This window comes from Psychrobacter sp. APC 3279 (genome assembly GCF_030407795.1).
Lineage (GTDB): Bacteria > Pseudomonadota > Gammaproteobacteria > Pseudomonadales > Moraxellaceae > Psychrobacter.
The window spans coordinates 1-17,145 of record NZ_JASDCR010000017.1 but is presented as its reverse complement, the minus strand read 5'-3'; the positions used below and the strand labels follow the sequence as shown (position 1 = coordinate 17,145).

The following is a 17,145-nucleotide window of genomic DNA, read 5'->3' as shown; positions in this document are numbered from 1 at the left end:
TAACAATGGACTTTGTGAGCTTAATTAGCTTTAAAAGCGAGTTATTAATGGTTTAAGACATGACTGACGTAGATAAAGACGCACTTGTGTAAAATAATCTGACAAATATAGTGTGTCAGCGAGGCGCTTATTTGTTATAATGTGGCGTTATTTTTATAGGATAACTGAGTGGTTAGCCATGAGTCGGCACTGTGTATGCAGCTGCAATGATTGATACGCTTAACCCTGAGCTCCTACCCATCAAAATAACCACCACTAGGGGTCTGTATGTTGCGAATTGTCGATGAAGCCTTAACCTTTGATGACGTTTTATTATTACCAGCCTATTCTGAAGTTCTGCCAAAAACTGCTGATCTGTCTACTCGTTTGACCAAAAACATCACACTTAATCTTCCGCTAATCTCTGCGGCGATGGATACTGTGACTGAGTCTGAAATGGCTATCACTATGGCACAGCTTGGTGGCATGGGTATTTTGCATAAGAGCATGGACATCGAAAAGCAGGCCACACAAGTACGCCGTGTCAAAAAATTTGAAGCGGGTACCGTCGTTGATCCTATCACTGTGCATCCAGAGATGACGATCGGTGAATTGCTGCGTTTGACTCAAGATAATAATATCTCAGGTGTGCCAGTAGTCGAAAGAGGCACAGATAACGTTGTGGGTATTGTTACCCATAGAGATTGGCGTTTTGAGACCAATTTGTCATTGCCAGTTAGCCAGATCATGACGCCTAAAGAGCAGCTAGTAACTGTACATGAAGGTGAAAGCAACGAGAATATCAAAAGATTGTTGCATGAGCACCGCATCGAAAAAGTCATCGTCATTGATGATAACTTCCGCCTGCGTGGTTTAATTACTGTTAATGATTTTGCCAAAGCTGAAAACAATCCAAATGCGTGTAAAGACGAGCAAGGTCGCCTACGTGTTGGCGCAGCTGTTGGTACTGGTGCTGATACGCAAGCACGCGTTGAAGCATTAATCGCTGCTGACGTTGACGTTATCGTCGTTGATACTGCGCACGGTCACTCAAAAGGCGTGATCGATAAAGTCTCTTGGATCAAGAAAAACTACCCGCATGTACAAGTAATCGGTGGCAACATCGCAACAGGTGAAGCTGCAATCGCTTTACGTGACGCAGGTGCTGATGCAGTAAAAGTAGGTATCGGTCCTGGTTCTATCTGTACCACGCGTATTATCGCAGGTATCGGTGTGCCACAAATATCAGCCATTGATAACGTTGCCAGTGCTTTAAAAGACAGCATTCCATTGATTGCTGACGGTGGTATCCGCTACTCAGGCGATATGGCAAAAGCAATCGCTGCAGGTGCATCATGCATCATGGTTGGTTCACTCATGGCTGGTACTGAAGAAGCACCAGGTGAAGTTGAGCTGTTCCAAGGTCGCTACTATAAAGCGTATCGCGGTATGGGTAGTTTGGGTGCAATGTCAGGATCAAACGGTTCTTCAGATCGCTACTTCCAAGATGCAAAAGACGGCGTAGAGAAGCTAGTGCCAGAAGGTATTGAAGGCCGTGTTCCTTATAAAGGACCAGTTGCGGGTATCGTTAACCAGTTGGTTGGTGGCCTACGTTCATCAATGGGTTATACGGGTTCTGCCACGATTGAAGATATGCGTACCAATCCGCAGTTTATCAAAGTAACCTCAGCGGGTATGAAAGAGTCGCATGTGCATGATGTGCAAATCACTAAAGAAGCACCGAACTATCGAGTAAACTAGATCGTTCCGTAAAATGCTTCTCTTTTATAGTTTTAAATCGTATTGATGTTAGCTGAGACGTAAGGCTGCAGCGAGCTTAAGATACAAACAGCCAACAATGCTCTGTTATTGTTGGCTATTTTTTTGTAAAATACAGAAACAGATTATTACAACAATAGTATTGCCTGCGTATACGTTTGGCCTTTTATTTTTTGACTTGAGGAACACATAATGAGCTATTTTGGCACTGATGGAATTCGCGGAAAATTTGGTGAATTACCAATTACACCAGACTTTATTTTAAAACTAGGCTATGTCACTGGGCTTGTTCTCATAGAAAAAAATGAAAATCCTACGCGTAAGCCAAGTGTGGTAATTGGTAAAGATACGCGCCTGTCAGGCTATGTGATAGAGGGGGCATTACAAGCAGGTTTTAATGCGGCTGGTGTTGATGTTTATATGCTTGGTCCATTGCCAACCCCAGCGATTGCACATTTAACCCGTAGTTTTAATGCAGATGCTGGCGTAGTTATCTCAGCCTCGCACAACCCTTATTATGATAATGGTATTAAGTTTTTCTCAGGTGATGGCAAAAAACTTACTGATGAGATGCAAACTGCAATCAATGATAAATTGACGGCAATTATGAACGACGTTGGTAATGACGTTGCTATGATGCCTATTCTTGATCCTGCAAATTTAGGTAAGAACAATCGTATTGATGATGCTAAAGGTCGCTATATTGAATTTTGCAAAGGCAGCTTCCCTTATCAATATGATCTCAGTCATCTGACGGTAGTAGTAGATTGTGCCAATGGCGCAGGCTATAGCGTAGCACCTAGAGTCATGCGCGAGTTGGGGGCCAACGTGATTGCCATCAATAATACGCCAGACGGTATCAATATCAATGCTGAATGTGGTTCTACCCATCCTGAAAGCTTACAAAAGGCTGTGCTTGATCATGAAGCAGATGTTGGTATTGCACTAGACGGTGATGGCGACCGTATCGTAATGGTTGATGAGACTGGCAAGCTGATCGATGGTGATGGTATCTTATATGTGCTTGCTACCCAAGGTAAAACCAAAGCTGAAGGTGTTGTCGGCACGCTTATGAGTAACATGGGGTTAGAGCTAGCACTAAAAGATGCAGATATCCAATTTACTCGCGCAAAGGTGGGTGATCGCTATGTGATGCAGGATTTAGAAGCTAATGGCTGGATATTGGGCGGTGAGCCATCTGGTCATATCTTATGCTTAGATAAAAGTCGCACAGGGGATGCTATCATTGCTGGCTTGCAAGTACTGGCAGTGATGCAAGCTAGAGAGCGTGCGCTAAGTGAACTTGTTGAAGGTTTTGAGGTGTTACCGCAAAAGCTAGTCAATGTACGTTTGTCTCAAATGCAAGACCCATTCAAACATGATGAGTTGGTTGCTGCTTTTGATAAAGCACAGGCAACGCTAGAGGGTCGTGGTCGTCTTCTGATACGTCAGTCAGGTACAGAGCCTATGATTCGCGTGATGGTAGAGTCAGATGATGAGATAGAGTGTGATGTAATGGCTAACGACTTAGCTGATCTTATAAAATCGGTACTAGGCTAATAGCATTCTAGGCAATAAGTGGTATTCAAGATGATGATTGATATCTAAATGATTGGAATTTAAGACAACAACATTATAGTTTTCAAATAAGGAATTGCCATGAGCATGGACTTTACCGACCAACGCCTCTCATACGAGAAAGGTGAGCTTGACCAACAGTCAGTACCAACGTCACCATTCGAGCTTTTTAAAGCTTGGATGAATGAGGCGCTAGCGCAAAAGGTGCAAGAGCCTTATGCAATGAGTTTGGCGACATGTGGCGCAGACAATAGGCCTAGCGTCCGTATTGTGTTATTACGCGAAATTACTGAGACAGGTATTGTTTTTTATACCAATTATGAAAGCGCGAAGGGGCAGGATATCGCAGAAAACCCTAATGCCGAAGCGTTATTCTTTTGGCATGAGCTGGAGCGTCAAGTCCGTGTCAGCGGTAGTATCGCCAAAATTGCTGCTGATAAATCGGCTGCTTACTTTCAAAAGCGTCCACATGATAGCCAAGTAGGCGCTTGGGTCAGTCAACCGCAAAGTGGTGAAGTGGCCAATCGTGAAATCATGGAGCAAACGTTTGAACAGCTGCAGGCTACACATCCTGACAATACTACTGTACCAACGCCAGAGTTCTGGGGTGGGTATGAGATTACGATTGAAAGTATTGAGTTTTGGCAAGGTCGAGCCAATCGGATGCATGACCGAATTGTGTATACGCAGAGTAGCGGCGATGACAGTGAAGGCAATGAAGGTCAGATAAATTGGACAACCAAACGCTTATTACCATAGTTGTTATAGTTTGAAGCTATAGATTATACAAAACTAAAAAAGCCACTCTAAATCCAGTTTTTCTGGTGTCTAGAGTGGCTTTTTTACGTTAGCTATTGACCTTAGTTGGCATTATTTTTTATTTAACTTTTTATTCAACCTTTCATTTAATATTGGTATCGACATCCACTGAGACTGACATGCCAGGGCGTAAGCGTGCAAGCTCAGGCTGGTTCTGATCTAGGTCGATGCGTACAGGAATACGTTGAGCAATTTTTATGTAGTTACCTGTCGCAGGGTTGGCTGCAGCAGCACTAAACTCGCTACCAGTGGCTGGTGAGATGTTGCTCACATGACCTGTGAATTTGGCACCGCCAAGTGCATCAACATGAATGGTCGCAGGCTCGCCGATTGCCATGTTGGCTATTTGAGTTTCCTTAAAGTTTGCAATAATCCAAATGCCTTTTGGCACGATATACATAAGCTGCGTACCAGCGCTAACGTATTGACCTTCTTTGACACTGACTTGGCTTAGCTGGCCAGATTCAGGCGCAGTGATGATAGTATTGTCTAGATTGATTTGCGCTTGCTTGACGCCTGCCTCAGCATTTTTGATATTTGCGTCCAGCGATGAGCGACTGCCACTGGTCTTTTCACGATTTTCTTGGGCGGCTTGTAAATTGGCTTCTGCCTGTTGTACACCTGCCTGTGCTTGAGCCAACTGCGCCTTGATATGAGCAACTTCTGCTTTCGATACTGCACCAATAGCATCTAAACCTTGATAACGGTTTACATCTTCACGCGCGCTTTCTACATTGATTTTGGCACTATACAAATCGGCTCTACGTGCTTCGATTTGTGCTTGGCTGGTTTGCGTATCCTGGTCATTGGTAGAGCGGTTAGTAAGGGCTACTTCGGTATTTGCCTGTGCTTGTTCGAGCTGCTGCTGAAAGGTTCGATCGTCAATCTTTATGAGTAAGTCGCCAGCTTTTACGTTAGCGAAGTCTTGCACGGCTACCTTGGTGACATAGCCAGAAACTTGCGGACTAATAATAGTCGTCTGACCTTTGACAAAAGCATTATTGGTTTGCTGTACCGTTGGGGTAAACGGCGGGAGCTTCCATGCATACAAAATCAATGCCACGCCAATGACAATCAATAAAATTAATAAGCCTAAGTTTAGATAGGATTTTTTCTTGGGTGACCAACCAGTAGTATCGGGTATTGGCTCTTTTGGCGGCATCGGTGGTTCATTGCTGTCTGAATTGCTTTCTACATCACCTTCTGCTGTCTTAGTTGCTGATAGCGAAGAAGTTGCAGCAGCCTCTTCTTTACTTATATCGGACGCTATAGGTGTGTCTGTTGCTGGAGCGCCAGTGGACGTCTGAGGTATTTGATTAAGCTCATTTGGTTTTTCTTGGCTCATGACGTGCTCCTAAATTTTTAATAAATATTGAAATGGACTGGCTATAAATGAATGGGGTGAAACATTATTAATAGAATAAACTGAGTTATTTTGACTCACGCATTTTTGCAATAACGGCAAGCTCTTTAGCCAATGGGTTGCGCTTGTGGTAACGGTTATAAAAATAATTGATCAATAAAATGGCTGTAACGAAAGTAGCAAAACTGGCCATTAAAAAGAACAGGTCGCTATAAGCGGAGACAGTTGCTTGGCGTTGAATCCCTTGCAAAACTTGGCTCATCGCGGCCACATTCGCTTGCGCTGTATCCGTCGTTTGATTTGATAATACACTGCGAGTACCAGCAATTTGAGCGCTAAACGTAGGATCACCCAAATTCAGTGAGCTGACCATATCTGCATAATGGACCTGTGTACGAATGGTCGTAAATGCCTGAATAGCCGCTGCACCTGCCAATCCGCCAACCGTTTGGGAAATACCAAAGATAACCGAAAAACTAATGATATAAGCAGGGCCACTAGCAATAGCTCGCAAGAATCCTTCGAAAACCAAAGGTCCCATGAAATATACCGCGGCAAATGCAATCAAAAACTGGCTAATATAAAACATATAGGGAGCGGAGTTGATAGAGACCCCAACGTCCATCCAAGAGCCCAAGGCAATCAATGCCACTGCAAAAATAACAGGACGGCGCAAGTCCATCGGATTGGTACTAAAAATACTAATCACCAAAGCCAACACACTGGCAGCCATTATGACAGCATAAAAAGTAACTAACTGATCGTTACCATAACCCAAATTAGCAAGTAGGCCTGCAGCACCGACATTTTGCTCAGATAGCAAAATTCGCATGACCGCGCCGGTAATCATAAAAGCAATAATATTGCGGCTACGCATCCAGCGCACTTGTAGCATCGGGTTTTTGCGATGTGTCTCAATCCATAGAGCGACGCCAATTCCAACGATAGCAATCATCAGTGGATAGACGAGCCAAGGTGTCGTCCACCATAAAATCCTACCTTGTACCAAAATAACAGCCAATGCCGCCAGCCCGCTCGCAAAAAAAGCAAAGCTTAAAAAATCGAGTTTCTCAAATACTTTTTCTGTATTGCCTGGTGGTAGCTCCAATATATTAATCAGTCCAAAACAAATCAGTGCCAAACCAAATTGAAATAAAAATAAATTCTCAAGCTGACCATCGATGGCGAGATAGGGCGAGATGATTCGTGATAATGGAATACCAAACTGTACCAAGCCAAAACCCAATATTAAGCCACTAGTACGCTTGACGGTTGGCATACCTTGCAGACAGTAGAATAACCCCAAGATGGTCATGCCACTTGCGACCATACCACTAAGTCCTCTGGCGACAATTTCTAGGTAATAAGGCTCAATTCCAATATTAGGCGTATCTAGCAAATGACTACTGATTAGCCACTGTAGACTCGTGGCGGCTAACAAAAAGAACAGAGTGATTTTACTAAAAAGTGACATACCAAACTGCTGGCGAATCTTGTACAGCAGAACGGTAATACAGGCATTGGTCATATTATAGCTAACAGATATCCAACCGCCTTCAGCTGGTGTCAAGCCCAGTTGACCTTGAATTTGAGTAAGATTTGCGACGAGCAGACCGTTTTGGAAACTGGCAGTGAGACCAACGAAAATTCCAATCAGTAAGTAAAACAATTTGCGGCGTGCAGGATGATCAGGGTTGGCAGGAGAGCCCACCATTATCGGTTGTTCGTGGGGCTTAAACTGATATTCGTTACTCATGGACGTACCATAATATGTATAAGGAAATAGAATGGCATAGAACAGATTCCAGACGCAAAATCAGGTCAGTACGATGAATGTTTATAGCTTAAAACGCAGTGAGGCTACTGATATAAATGCTGGTCAAACTGGAAAGACAACCCAAGAAATGCAGGATATATTTTATCATAACTTCTACAACGCTTTTGTCATCACCGCGTAACTCATCAGCGCTGCTGAATAAAGATATACCAGTATTTCGTGCAATTTAACGAACATTAAAACAAACGATGCAACAAGTAAAAAATGCTATAGGCATAAAAAACAGCTCTATACAGAGCTGTTTTTGTGTATCGAAAAATTAGGTGGTCAATTACTACGTAGCATTTTGACTAACACCATAGTATCAATTAATACCAAATACTAAATCGATTCATCATATTTTGCTTCTAGCTGCATCGCACGCTGATAGCTATCAAGACCGGCCAGCTTTTCAGCATACTGTTTGATATGCGGATAAGCATCAAGTTTCTGACGCTTAGCAAGAATAATCAAATCGAATGACAGCATAAAGTCGGCACCACTTAGCTTGTCACCCACGATAAACGACTTACCTTCAACCGAAGTATCCAGATATTTAAATAGTCTGGTTTTCTCTGTTTCGATATAGCCATTTAAAAACTCATTGTCATTAATGCCCGCTTTGTTAGTAAATAATTCAAGCATTAATGGCAACATGAGCGAGCTTTCTGCAAAATCAATCCACTGTAGATAGTAGCCGTAGTCTGAGCTTCCTGTAGCAGGGCGCAGACGCTCTGGCGCAAACCGTTCAATTAACAGCTCAGTGATAGCACCTGACTCAGCATAAATCTGTCCATCCATTTCGATAACCGGAGACTTACCGAGTGGATGTACAGCTTTTAGAGAATCTGGTGCTAAATGAGTTTTGGCATCGCGCTGATGACTAACGACTTCATAAGGAACGCCTAGCTCTTCTAAAAGCCATAGCGTACGTAATGAGCGTGATTGATTGAGATGATGTAAGCGAATCATGGTATCGACCTTATTGCGTAGTGAATTTGACTAACCTTGCAGCTTCGCCATTAGACGCTTAGCAGCTTCTTCTGATGATGCAGGGTTTTGACCTGTGATTAGCAGACCATCTTCAACAACAAATGATTCCCAATCAGCCGCTTTTTCGTAGTTACCGCCATTGGCTTTCAATGCGTCTTCTACTAAGAACGGTACTACGTCTGTTAAGCCAACTGCGTCTTCTTCAGAGTTAGTGAAACCAGTCACTGTTTTGCCTTTTACTAAGTACTCGCCATCGACTTTAACGTTTTTAAGTGCTGCAGGAGAATGACAAACAAAAGCAACAGGCTTGTCTTGCTTAACAAAAGTCTCGATCAGATTGATAGAGTTTTTATCTACTGCCAAATCCCACAACGGGCCATGACCACCAGGGTAGAATACTGAATCAAAGTCTTCAGCGTTCATATCAGCAAGTTTTTTGGTATTAGCCAAATGCTCTTGAGCGTCTTTATCCTCTTTAAAACGAGTGGTGTCTTTGGTTTGCGTGTCTTCTGTGTCACTACTAGGATCTAGTGGTGGTTGACCGCCAGCTGGAGAGGCTAGAGTTACATTTACGCCAGCGTCAAGAAATGCGTAGTAAGGCGCAGCAAATTCTTCTAGCCAAAAGCCAGTTTTCTTGCCAGTATCGCCTAAACGGTCATGAGAAGTTAGTACCATTAAAATGTTCATAATTATCCTTGTTTATTATTTATGTGTTAGTAACGATATAGCCAACAGTCATAAGTTTTCCGTTGCATCACTAGCTGTTTTTACTTAATTAGCCTAAATGCAAATAATGACTGTTAGCATTATTCCTGCTTTGTAATCAATTTTCAGTAGTGATATTAGCAATTTATGTTGTTAAGTAGTTATTCACAACGATTGCTAACTGTCAGTAGCTACTTAACTAGCGAATGTTTAACCAGTAACTATTTGACGTCAGATACTTTGATTACAGTCTTACCAAAGTTATCACCGTTTAACATACTGACAAATGCATCTGGGGCATTATCTAGACCGTCAATAATGTGCTCTTTGGTTTTTACTTCGCCTGACTCCACCCATTTGCTCATGGTTTCTAAGAACTCTGGGAAGTGATCGCCGTACTCTTCAAAGATAATGAAGCCTCTGACAGTTAGGCGTTGGCTTAAGATAAGACCCATTAACATACCTAGGCGATCTTTGCCATCCGGTAAATCAGTTGCGTTGTACTGTGATACCAGACCACATACTGGAATACGTGCGTGGTCGTTAAGTAATGGCATTACCGCATCAAATACTTTACCGCCAACGTTTTCATAGTAGATGTCGATACCATCTGGACATGCTGCTTTTAATTGCTCAGCGAAGTCGTCGGCTTTGTGATCGATACAGATATCAAAGCCAAGCTCATTGACCGCAAAGTCGCATTTCTCTTTACCGCCTGCCACACCGACAGTGCGCAGACCATATTGATTACCCACTTGACCGACAGTGGCACCGACCGGTCCAGTTGCTGCTGCCACAACTAAAGTCTCGCCTTTCTGTGGTTTGCCGATATCAGTCAGACCCATGTAACCGGTGAACCCTGGCATACCTAACACGCCTAAACCATAAGAAGGGTTTGACATGTTTTTGTCCAGTTTCAGGACGCCTTCGCCATCACTGACACTGTAGTCTTGCCAGCCTGAGTTTGATACGACTAAGTCGCCTACCGAGAAGTTGTCAATATTTGACTCGACCACTTGCGCTACGGTACCACCCATGATGACGTCACCGACTTCTAATGGGTCTGCATAGCTTTTTGCATCGCTCATACGTCCACGCATATATGGATCTAGTGACAGATATACCGTGCGTAGTAGCATCTCGTTATCTTTTGGCGTAGGAATGTCGCTAGTCGCCATGTCAAAGTTGTCAGCAGTTGGCTCGCCATTAGGACGGCTAGCCAATTTGATTTGACGGTTTGTTTGTTGATTCTGTTGTTTGTCGAAGCTCATTGTAGGACTCCTTTATATTTATTAATTGTCATTATTATAGTGGTGTTAAGTGTAGCAGCTACTCAGCATGGAATAGCTACTACTATAAATAGCATAACGATATGTACTTATTATTACTGTCGCGATTTTTCTTATAATTGTTCTGACAGTTCTTACTAGAGCGCTTATGAAGACGCTTTGCTAGTTACAGCGCGCTGCAAGATACGACGTGATACTTCTAAATCGTTGTTACCATGTTCACCAAGCTTAACCATGTTATGCACTTCAAGCTGCTTGATGATTGGATCAATCGCTGATTCCGTCAAGTCAACGTCTTCTAGGCTAACTGGCAAGCCAAGCTCGCGGAAGAAGTTTTCAGTGTAGACAATAGCCGTTTCGATGATGGCATCGTCGTCTAGGTCAGTATCGGTAATGTTCCATACGTTACGTGCATACTGAAGCAGTTTTTCTTTTTTGCTTTCTTTGAGCTCACGCATGACTGATGGCAATACGATGGTTAGCGTACGTGCATGATCGATAGCGTGTAGTGACGTCAGCTCATGACCGACCATATGGGTTGTCCAGTCTTGTGGCACACCAGTACCGATCAGACCGTTCAATGCCATGGTCGCTGTCCACATAATGTTCTTACGTGTTTCTAGGTTTTCTGGATCTTGCTTAACAACTAGACCTTCATCAATAAGGATTTTAAGCAAGCTTTCAGCAAAGGCATCTTGTACTTTAGCGTTTACTGGGTAAGTCAGATATTGTTCCATTACATGAACAAATGCATCAGCAACACCATTCATAACCTGACGTTCAGGCAGGGTAAGTGTTTTGATTGGATCTAGAATCGAGAATTTAGGGAAGGCAAGTGGGTTACCAAACGGTAGTTTTGCTTGACGTTCACTATAGTTGATCACGCCGCCTGAGTTCATCTCAGAACCTGTTGCTGGAATAGTCAATACCGCGCCCAAGTCGACAGCAGAATCAATGTTTTTGCAATAACCAGTTAAGGCATCCCAAGCTTGGTCACGTGAGACAGTGCCGTCCTCTTCAGTCAATGAAGATACTAGTGCCACAAATTTGCTGCCGTCAATCACAGAACCACCGCCAACTGCTAATAAGAAGTCGATGTTGTGCTCATTAACCATATCAGCGGCTTTAAGTAGTGTGGTGAATTCTGGGTTGGCTTCAATGCCACCAAATTCAAATACCGTACGGTTACCGCTTGCCGCTAGTGCAGTCTTTACTTCATCTAAAGTACCAGTACGCTGTGCTGAACCACCACCGTACGTAATGAGGACACGCGCATCAGTAGGGACTAGATCGGATAATTGCTCGATTTGACCTTCACCAAAAACGATACGGACTGGGTTGTAGTATTGGAAGTTATTCATAAGATTCCTAATTAGTAATAAAAAGTGATTAGTAAAAACGGTTCAATTAAATGGTTTTGACATGGGATATTGTCTGATATCAATGAATGAATGATAAGCAATGCTCGTATAGACATTCATTCTTAATATTTGCGCATTGTACACCAATTAGACCAGTCGTCTAGTTATATTTACAAAACTCTCGTATAACTGTCTAAGCCGTATTCAAATGTCTTTAAGAAATTCGTTTAAAAAAGAGAAGGCAATGAAGCACACTGAATAATCAAGCATAGTACTGACAGCTACTATCTATGAGCGTTATGAATATTCAATGTGCCTTAATGGTTACGTTAGAAGTGCAGTCGCTAGAAATCCGAACAGTTGACGATTAGCGTCCCATTTGGGTCGTGGTCATCTGCCAAATTTCTGCTAAAGGGGTATTGGTTTGGCTAATCTTTGCAATCAAGCTTGCGCCAAGCCATGCAAAATACCAACGCTTGGCCATACTCTCAGCCGAGATGTTATCGTGACGAGGGACGGACTCATCGAGCCAGCCAGCTTTGATCTGCTTAGCGAGCCACATGGTCGTCTGCTGATAGCCAGTATCGAGTGCCTTACGCATGGTTTCTGACATATCGGCTACCTCTGCGCTGAGCTTCACTACCAAGCATTTCTCATGGTCACAGCCATTCTGCTGGGTGTCATACCAGTTTTGAAAATAATCATATAGCTTTTGCTGTGCACTGACATCTTGTGCATCGATGACATCCAACCGAGTCTTATATAAGCTAAAGTAATGATTAATAATGGCTTCACCAAAGGCTTCTTTAGAAGCGAAATAATGGTAAAAAGAACCCTTTGGCACACCTGCTGTATCTAAAATTTGCTTTAAACCAACAGCGGTAAAACCTTTTTTGGCGATTAATTGGTAGCCAGTGGCAAGTAAATGAGCTTTAGTATCTGGTGTCGTTGCGTCTGTATTAGACATAAACAGGATTATCTCCCTTAGTAGTTGCTTGTATTAGCGTATGCATTAGATAGTCAGTTAAAACAGTTAGCGTTCATTTGAACGTCACGTTGATGGCGTATTGTAATAGGATATAGTTATATGTGTTACGTTTTATCAACAATATTCACTGACAAAATAGTCTTGTTTTATTAGTAGCTATGGTAGCATTAGACCAGTCGTCTAGCAAGGTAGGTTTTGTTGTTATCCGTTACCGTTAGTATTTATTGCTAAAGATCATTTTTCATTAGAGCTTTTTTTAATTGATGACTATTGATTGATAGCTTGGTAACGATTTCAGACTTACTACCTGCCAGATATTTTCTCATTAAGATATTGCCGACTTAACAATTTTATTTTAATAATCGAAAACCAATACTTAACATAACAAATTAAAAATAAGGATGATTATGTCAACCAATACTACGAGTGCATATAGTGACTTTCATTTACAGTTCATCGCTGGTGAATGGCAAACCGGTAAAGACGATAGCACCAACACCAATACCAACCCATATAACGGTGATACGCTTGTAGAGATCCAGCAAGCGACCAAAGATCAGTTGAACGAAGCCTACGATGCGGCGACCCAAGCTCAAGAAGCATGGGCCAAGCAGACACCAGCAGAGCGCGCCGCAGTGTTGTATAAAGTAGTCAACATACTCGATCAGCGCAAAGAGGAAATCGTTGATTGGCTAATCAAAGAGTCGGGCAGTACTCGTATCAAAGCCATGGTCGAGTTCGGTGCGACGCGCGCGATTACCCTTGAAGCAGCGACATTCCCTAATCGTGTTCATGGTGAGATTCGTCCATCAAATACCCCTGGTAAAGAAAACTTCATTTATCGTGAGCCAATCGGTGTGGTAGCTGTTATTAGCCCATGGAACTTCCCACTACATTTAACGCAGCGCTCTATCGCGCCTGCCTTAGCGCTTGGTAATGCCGTGGTACTCAAGCCTGCTAGCGATACGCCAGTGACAGGTGGTTTGCTATTGGCCAAAGTGTTTGAAGAGGCAGGTCTACCAAAAGGTCTATTAAACGTCGTGGTCGGCTCAGGTAGTGAGATAGGCGATGCAATCGTTGAACACAAAGCGCCAAGTCTAGTGTCGTTCACAGGTTCGACTTCAGTGGGCAAACATATTGGTGAGTTGGCCAATGGTGGTGAATACATCAAACAAGTGGCGCTTGAGCTAGGTGGCAACAGTCCATTTGTGGTACTAAAAGATGCTGATATTGAGCAAGCAGTAAAAGCGGCTGCCTTTGGTAAATTCTTGCATCAAGGTCAAATCTGTATCGCGATTAACAGAGTCATCGTAGAAGACGAGATATATGATGATTTCGTGGAGCGTTTCTTAGCGCACGTTAAAACACTAAACGTCGGTGATCCTAATAAGCAAGATACCGCTGTTGGCCCAATCATCAATGAAAAACAAGTTAAATCGCTCAAAGAAAAAATCGTTAAAGCGCAGGAAGAAGGCGCAAAAATGATACTCAGTGGCGAGATTGAAGGCCAAGTCGTACCGCCGCACATCTTTACCGAAGTGACTCGCGAAATGGATCTATCACGCAATGAAGTGTTTGGACCATTGGTTGGTATCATCCGTGCTAAAGACGAAGACGATGCGCTATCGATTGCCAATGATTCTATGTATGGTCTGTCTAGTGCCGTGTTCACTGCTGATATGCAAAAAGGTCTGCGTTTCGCTCGCGGTATCAGAGCTGGCATGACCCACATTAATGACATCTCAGTTAATGATGAAAGCAATACGCCGTTTGGTGGTGAGAAAAACTCAGGTATCGGTCGCTTCAACGGGGAGTGGGTACTAGAAGAGTTCACTAGAACACATTGGATCTCAATGCAAAATGAGCCACGTGAATATCCATTCTAATTGTCTTAAATCTAGCTAATAGCTAATAAAAAAGACCGCTTTGATAGCGGTCTTTTTTTTGTATGATATTTGGCAACTTACTGAAAGCGATACATCTGAAAGTCAGTCAATTATTTATCTAGCATGAAAGCCAAGCAACCCTTCAATCTCTTCCATCGTCATCCGTCTTACCAGTGCTTGCTCTTCTACTGACAGGCGATTGGTGTGTTCTTTTATCATCGTATGAATACTCCGCGATATCTCAGAGGTAGTCGCGTAATACATTTGAGGCTGTTCCTTTGTCAATCTCATCAAAAATCGATTGATAAGTTTACGCTTTTCATCTGATTTATTTTCTTCAGTCGTAGTATTATTTTGAGTCATGGTGTTCTCCTAGAGGTAAGCCATTTAAGCAGTCAGACACATGAGAGTCAGTGCTTATAAGTAGTTTCTGGGGCTGAGCGCATTGCCTTACAAGTATTAGGCTAGCATCATGGTTGGATGCTAAGGATTTTTTACACTGTATATGATATTTCAAGATTAAAAATAATAAATTATCGCTAAATAGCTAGAGGATAGGGTATGTCAAATCAAGCAGCGAACAACTCAGATAACAGAAATGTCACATTGGTGCTATTCCATAATGACTTGCGGGTAGCGGACAATGCCACTCTATTAAAAGCATCTGAAATTTCCACTGATGGAAAGCTGCTATTGGTTTATGCCTCATCGTTGACAGATATATTAGACGATAAAGACCATTACGACGCCTATTGTTATGAGGCTATGGGTCAAGCTCGTCAGCAGTTTTTGCATGAGAGCCTAGCTGATTTAAATACGTCATTGATGCAGCGGGGTAATAGGTTGCTGTATTTACAGAAAGGCGATAAAGCATTGGACGTCTTTACTCAGTTGAGTGATCTAATAGCGCAGCAACGAGTGACAGATATTTGCATCAGCCAGACGGCAGATTATAATCAAAACAAAGTATATGAGCTTCTACAGGCGAAATATCCAAAGATACAGTGGCACATTCAAACAACAGCGACTTTGTTTGACGAGTTACCGCTAGAGAGCTTACCCAAAAGCTTTACGCAATTTCGTAAACAAATTGAGACTGATTATGATTTGCTGCATGCAGAAAAAGATATAGCCATTTCTCCAACGCCAGAATCACTTGCTCCATTGCCTGAAAGTGTGCAGAGTAGGGACGAGTACTTTTTTGAATCGCAGTTGTCTGATCATGCAGGGCTTGATAAGCCATCACAGCAGCTATCCAGTTTTACAGGTGGTGAGTTAAATGGCCTCAAGCACTTAGATAGCTATTTTGATTCCGATGCGCCGAGCACTTATAAAACAACCCGAAACGCGCTTGATGACTGGACACATTCTACGAAGCTTTCCGCTTGGCTGGCAAACGGCTCACTGTCTGTAAACACAGTATTGAATCGTCTGCGTCGCTATGAGCGCGATATTATCGCAAATGACTCTACCTACTGGATATGGTTCGAGCTGCTGTGGCGTGAGTATTTTTATTGGTATGCTGTCACCCATCGGCAAAAGTTGTTTTGGTTTAAAGGCATCGCTCAGCACGCGCCTTCAACTCAATTGGACGAAAATCTGTTAGCGCAATGGAAGAGTGGTACAACACAATATCCTATCGTCAACGCATGCATGAACCAATTGCGCACGACAGGTTATATGTCGAATCGCGGACGACAACTGGTTGCCAGTTGCTTTATCCATGAGCTAGGCCTTGATTGGCGGTATGGTGCAGCTTACTTTGAGCAACATCTTGTTGATTATGATGTCGGCAGCAATTGGGGCAATTGGCAATATCTGGCAGGCGTCGGCGCTGACCCAAGAGGATGCAGACAGTTTAATCTCGACAAGCAAACCCAGCAATACGATCCAAACGGTGATTTTATTCGTCAGTGGCAAGGCAACACTCAAAAGAGTGATTAATGTATGTTGAAAACTTCCACTCAACAGGTGACAACTATTATTAGACTAATCATAAGATAGGTTTAAACGATGAAAAAGCCCAGTCCTTATCTCACTTTTGCAGGTACTATTCCCTTTATAGCCTGTGCATTTTTATTGATGGTAGACGTTGTTACCGTGGCTATACTTGGCTCAGTAGCCAATATATTGAGTGCTTATGGCCTAGTGATTGCATCGTTTATGGCAGGTGCGCATTGGGGTAATCATTTGAGCTTGGCTGATGACAATAAGTGGGCAGTTAGGCTTCCACTGTATAGCAATGTCATTGCGCTTGGCCTTTGGCTTGGTTTTTTAATCTTATCAGCCATTAGTTTTATTTGGCTATTAGTGATCGGGTTTATAAGTCTGTTGGTTATCGATTATAGTCTGCATCGAGTGCAGATTATCAGTCATGCTTATTTTAAAGTAAGGCAGTATGTCACGGCGATAGTGGTCATATCGTTAGTCATCGCGGCATTACAGTTGTAAGTGATATTAACTAGGGCGTGTCATCAATTAAGCCAAATGACACAAGAAACCAGATAAATAGCACTCAAGAAATGACGGGCTAACTTATCATAGCGAGTAGCAATCGCACGATACTGCTTAATCTTGGCAAAGAAGTTC

15 protein-coding genes are annotated in these 17,145 nt (G+C 42.8%); 6 read left to right on the top strand and 9 right to left on the bottom strand.

The window, feature by feature from the left end:
- Positions 1–267: 267 nt before the first annotated feature.
- The 3 genes from guaB (at position 268) to pdxH (ending at position 4,095) form a co-directional block, all read left to right on the top strand.
- Positions 268–1,740, top strand: a complete 1,473-nt coding sequence (gene guaB, locus QL898_RS10070; RefSeq protein WP_102094506.1) for an IMP dehydrogenase — start codon at positions 268–270, stop codon at positions 1,738–1,740.
- Positions 1,741–1,950: 210 nt separating this feature from the next.
- Positions 1,951–3,318, top strand: a complete 1,368-nt coding sequence (glmM, locus tag QL898_RS10065) for a phosphoglucosamine mutase (RefSeq protein ID WP_290176691.1) — start codon at positions 1,951–1,953, stop codon at positions 3,316–3,318.
- A 105-nt stretch (positions 3,319–3,423) separates the two neighbouring features.
- Entirely contained in the window at positions 3,424–4,095 is a 672-nt protein-coding gene (pdxH, locus tag QL898_RS10060; protein WP_290176736.1) for a pyridoxamine 5'-phosphate oxidase, read from the top strand.
- Positions 4,096–4,237: 142 nt separating this feature from the next.
- Here the strand turns inward: pdxH and QL898_RS10055 are convergent, their stop codons facing one another.
- From QL898_RS10055 to QL898_RS10025, 7 genes are all read right to left on the bottom strand, one after another.
- On the bottom strand, positions 4,238–5,500 hold the full coding sequence (locus QL898_RS10055) for an HlyD family secretion protein (protein ID WP_290176690.1): 1,263 nt from the start codon (positions 5,498–5,500) through the stop codon (positions 4,238–4,240).
- Positions 5,501–5,585: 85 nt separating this feature from the next.
- Positions 5,586–7,274 carry an MFS transporter gene (locus QL898_RS10050; RefSeq protein WP_290176689.1) on the bottom strand — a complete coding sequence of 563 codons (1,689 nt, stop codon included), beginning with the start codon at positions 7,272–7,274 and terminating at the stop codon, positions 5,586–5,588.
- A 402-nt stretch (positions 7,275–7,676) separates the two neighbouring features.
- A complete protein-coding gene (locus tag QL898_RS10045) occupies positions 7,677–8,306 on the bottom strand; it encodes a glutathione S-transferase (protein WP_160021176.1) in 630 nt (209 codons plus the stop codon).
- 30 nt (positions 8,307–8,336) lie between these two features.
- Positions 8,337–9,014 (bottom strand): type 1 glutamine amidotransferase domain-containing protein, encoded by a 678-nt coding sequence (locus QL898_RS10040; protein WP_290176688.1) that lies wholly within the window; start codon positions 9,012–9,014, stop codon positions 8,337–8,339.
- A 239-nt stretch (positions 9,015–9,253) separates the two neighbouring features.
- Positions 9,254–10,303 (bottom strand): NADP-dependent oxidoreductase, encoded by a 1,050-nt coding sequence (locus QL898_RS10035; protein WP_290176687.1) that lies wholly within the window; start codon positions 10,301–10,303, stop codon positions 9,254–9,256.
- 164 nt (positions 10,304–10,467) lie between these two features.
- A complete protein-coding gene (locus tag QL898_RS10030) occupies positions 10,468–11,682 on the bottom strand; it encodes an iron-containing alcohol dehydrogenase (RefSeq protein WP_290176686.1) in 1,215 nt (404 codons plus the stop codon).
- 367 nt (positions 11,683–12,049) lie between these two features.
- Complete coding sequence (locus QL898_RS10025) at positions 12,050–12,649, bottom strand: TetR/AcrR family transcriptional regulator (RefSeq protein WP_057760518.1); 600 nt, start codon at positions 12,647–12,649, stop codon at positions 12,050–12,052.
- Between the two features lie 428 nt (positions 12,650–13,077).
- Between QL898_RS10025 and QL898_RS10020 the strand changes: the two genes are divergently transcribed.
- The gene (locus tag QL898_RS10020) at positions 13,078–14,556 is read left to right on the top strand and encodes an aldehyde dehydrogenase family protein (RefSeq protein WP_290176685.1); all 1,479 of its coding nucleotides are present in this window, start codon (positions 13,078–13,080) and stop codon (positions 14,554–14,556) included.
- 114 nt (positions 14,557–14,670) lie between these two features.
- Here the strand turns inward: QL898_RS10020 and QL898_RS10015 are convergent, their stop codons facing one another.
- A complete protein-coding gene (locus QL898_RS10015; protein WP_057760515.1) occupies positions 14,671–14,919 on the bottom strand; it encodes a hypothetical protein in 249 nt (82 codons plus the stop codon).
- A 198-nt stretch (positions 14,920–15,117) separates the two neighbouring features.
- Between QL898_RS10015 and QL898_RS10010 the strand changes: the two genes are divergently transcribed.
- Both QL898_RS10010 and QL898_RS10005 read left to right on the top strand, forming a co-directional pair.
- Positions 15,118–16,500 carry a DASH family cryptochrome gene (locus QL898_RS10010; protein ID WP_290176684.1) on the top strand — a complete coding sequence of 461 codons (1,383 nt, stop codon included), beginning with the start codon at positions 15,118–15,120 and terminating at the stop codon, positions 16,498–16,500.
- 69 nt (positions 16,501–16,569) lie between these two features.
- On the top strand, positions 16,570–17,007 hold the full coding sequence (locus tag QL898_RS10005) for a DUF3429 domain-containing protein (RefSeq protein ID WP_290176683.1): 438 nt from the start codon (positions 16,570–16,572) through the stop codon (positions 17,005–17,007).
- 23 nt (positions 17,008–17,030) lie between these two features.
- On the opposite strand, the gene QL898_RS10000 is transcribed toward QL898_RS10005, so the two are convergent.
- A partial coding sequence (locus QL898_RS10000; protein ID WP_201547709.1) for a transposase occupies positions 17,031–17,145 on the bottom strand: 115 nt, incomplete at its 5' end.

Bases quoted from the DNA above. Each gene is read 5' to 3' on its own strand.
- QL898_RS10020 (WP_290176685.1), top strand. From the start codon at position 13,078: ATGTCAACCAATACTACGAGTGCATATAGTGACTTTCATTTACAGTTC.
- QL898_RS10035 (WP_290176687.1), bottom strand. From the start codon at position 10,303: ATGAGCTTCGACAAACAACAGAATCAACAAACAAACCGTCAAATCAAA.
- pdxH (WP_290176736.1), top strand. From the start codon at position 3,424: ATGGACTTTACCGACCAACGCCTCTCATACGAGAAAGGTGAGCTTGAC.
- QL898_RS10045 (WP_160021176.1), bottom strand. From the start codon at position 8,306: ATGATTCGCTTACATCATCTCAATCAATCACGCTCATTACGTACGCTA.
- QL898_RS10025 (WP_057760518.1), bottom strand. From the start codon at position 12,649: ATGTCTAATACAGACGCAACGACACCAGATACTAAAGCTCATTTACTT.
- QL898_RS10030 (WP_290176686.1), bottom strand. From the start codon at position 11,682: ATGAATAACTTCCAATACTACAACCCAGTCCGTATCGTTTTTGGTGAA.
- QL898_RS10050 (WP_290176689.1), bottom strand. From the start codon at position 7,274: ATGAGTAACGAATATCAGTTTAAGCCCCACGAACAACCGATAATGGTG.
- QL898_RS10015 (WP_057760515.1), bottom strand. From the start codon at position 14,919: ATGACTCAAAATAATACTACGACTGAAGAAAATAAATCAGATGAAAAG.
- glmM (WP_290176691.1), top strand. From the start codon at position 1,951: ATGAGCTATTTTGGCACTGATGGAATTCGCGGAAAATTTGGTGAATTA.
- QL898_RS10010 (WP_290176684.1), top strand. From the start codon at position 15,118: ATGTCAAATCAAGCAGCGAACAACTCAGATAACAGAAATGTCACATTG.
- QL898_RS10040 (WP_290176688.1), bottom strand. From the start codon at position 9,014: ATGAACATTTTAATGGTACTAACTTCTCATGACCGTTTAGGCGATACT.
- QL898_RS10055 (WP_290176690.1), bottom strand. From the start codon at position 5,500: ATGAGCCAAGAAAAACCAAATGAGCTTAATCAAATACCTCAGACGTCC.
- guaB (WP_102094506.1), top strand. From the start codon at position 268: ATGTTGCGAATTGTCGATGAAGCCTTAACCTTTGATGACGTTTTATTA.
- QL898_RS10005 (WP_290176683.1), top strand. From the start codon at position 16,570: ATGAAAAAGCCCAGTCCTTATCTCACTTTTGCAGGTACTATTCCCTTT.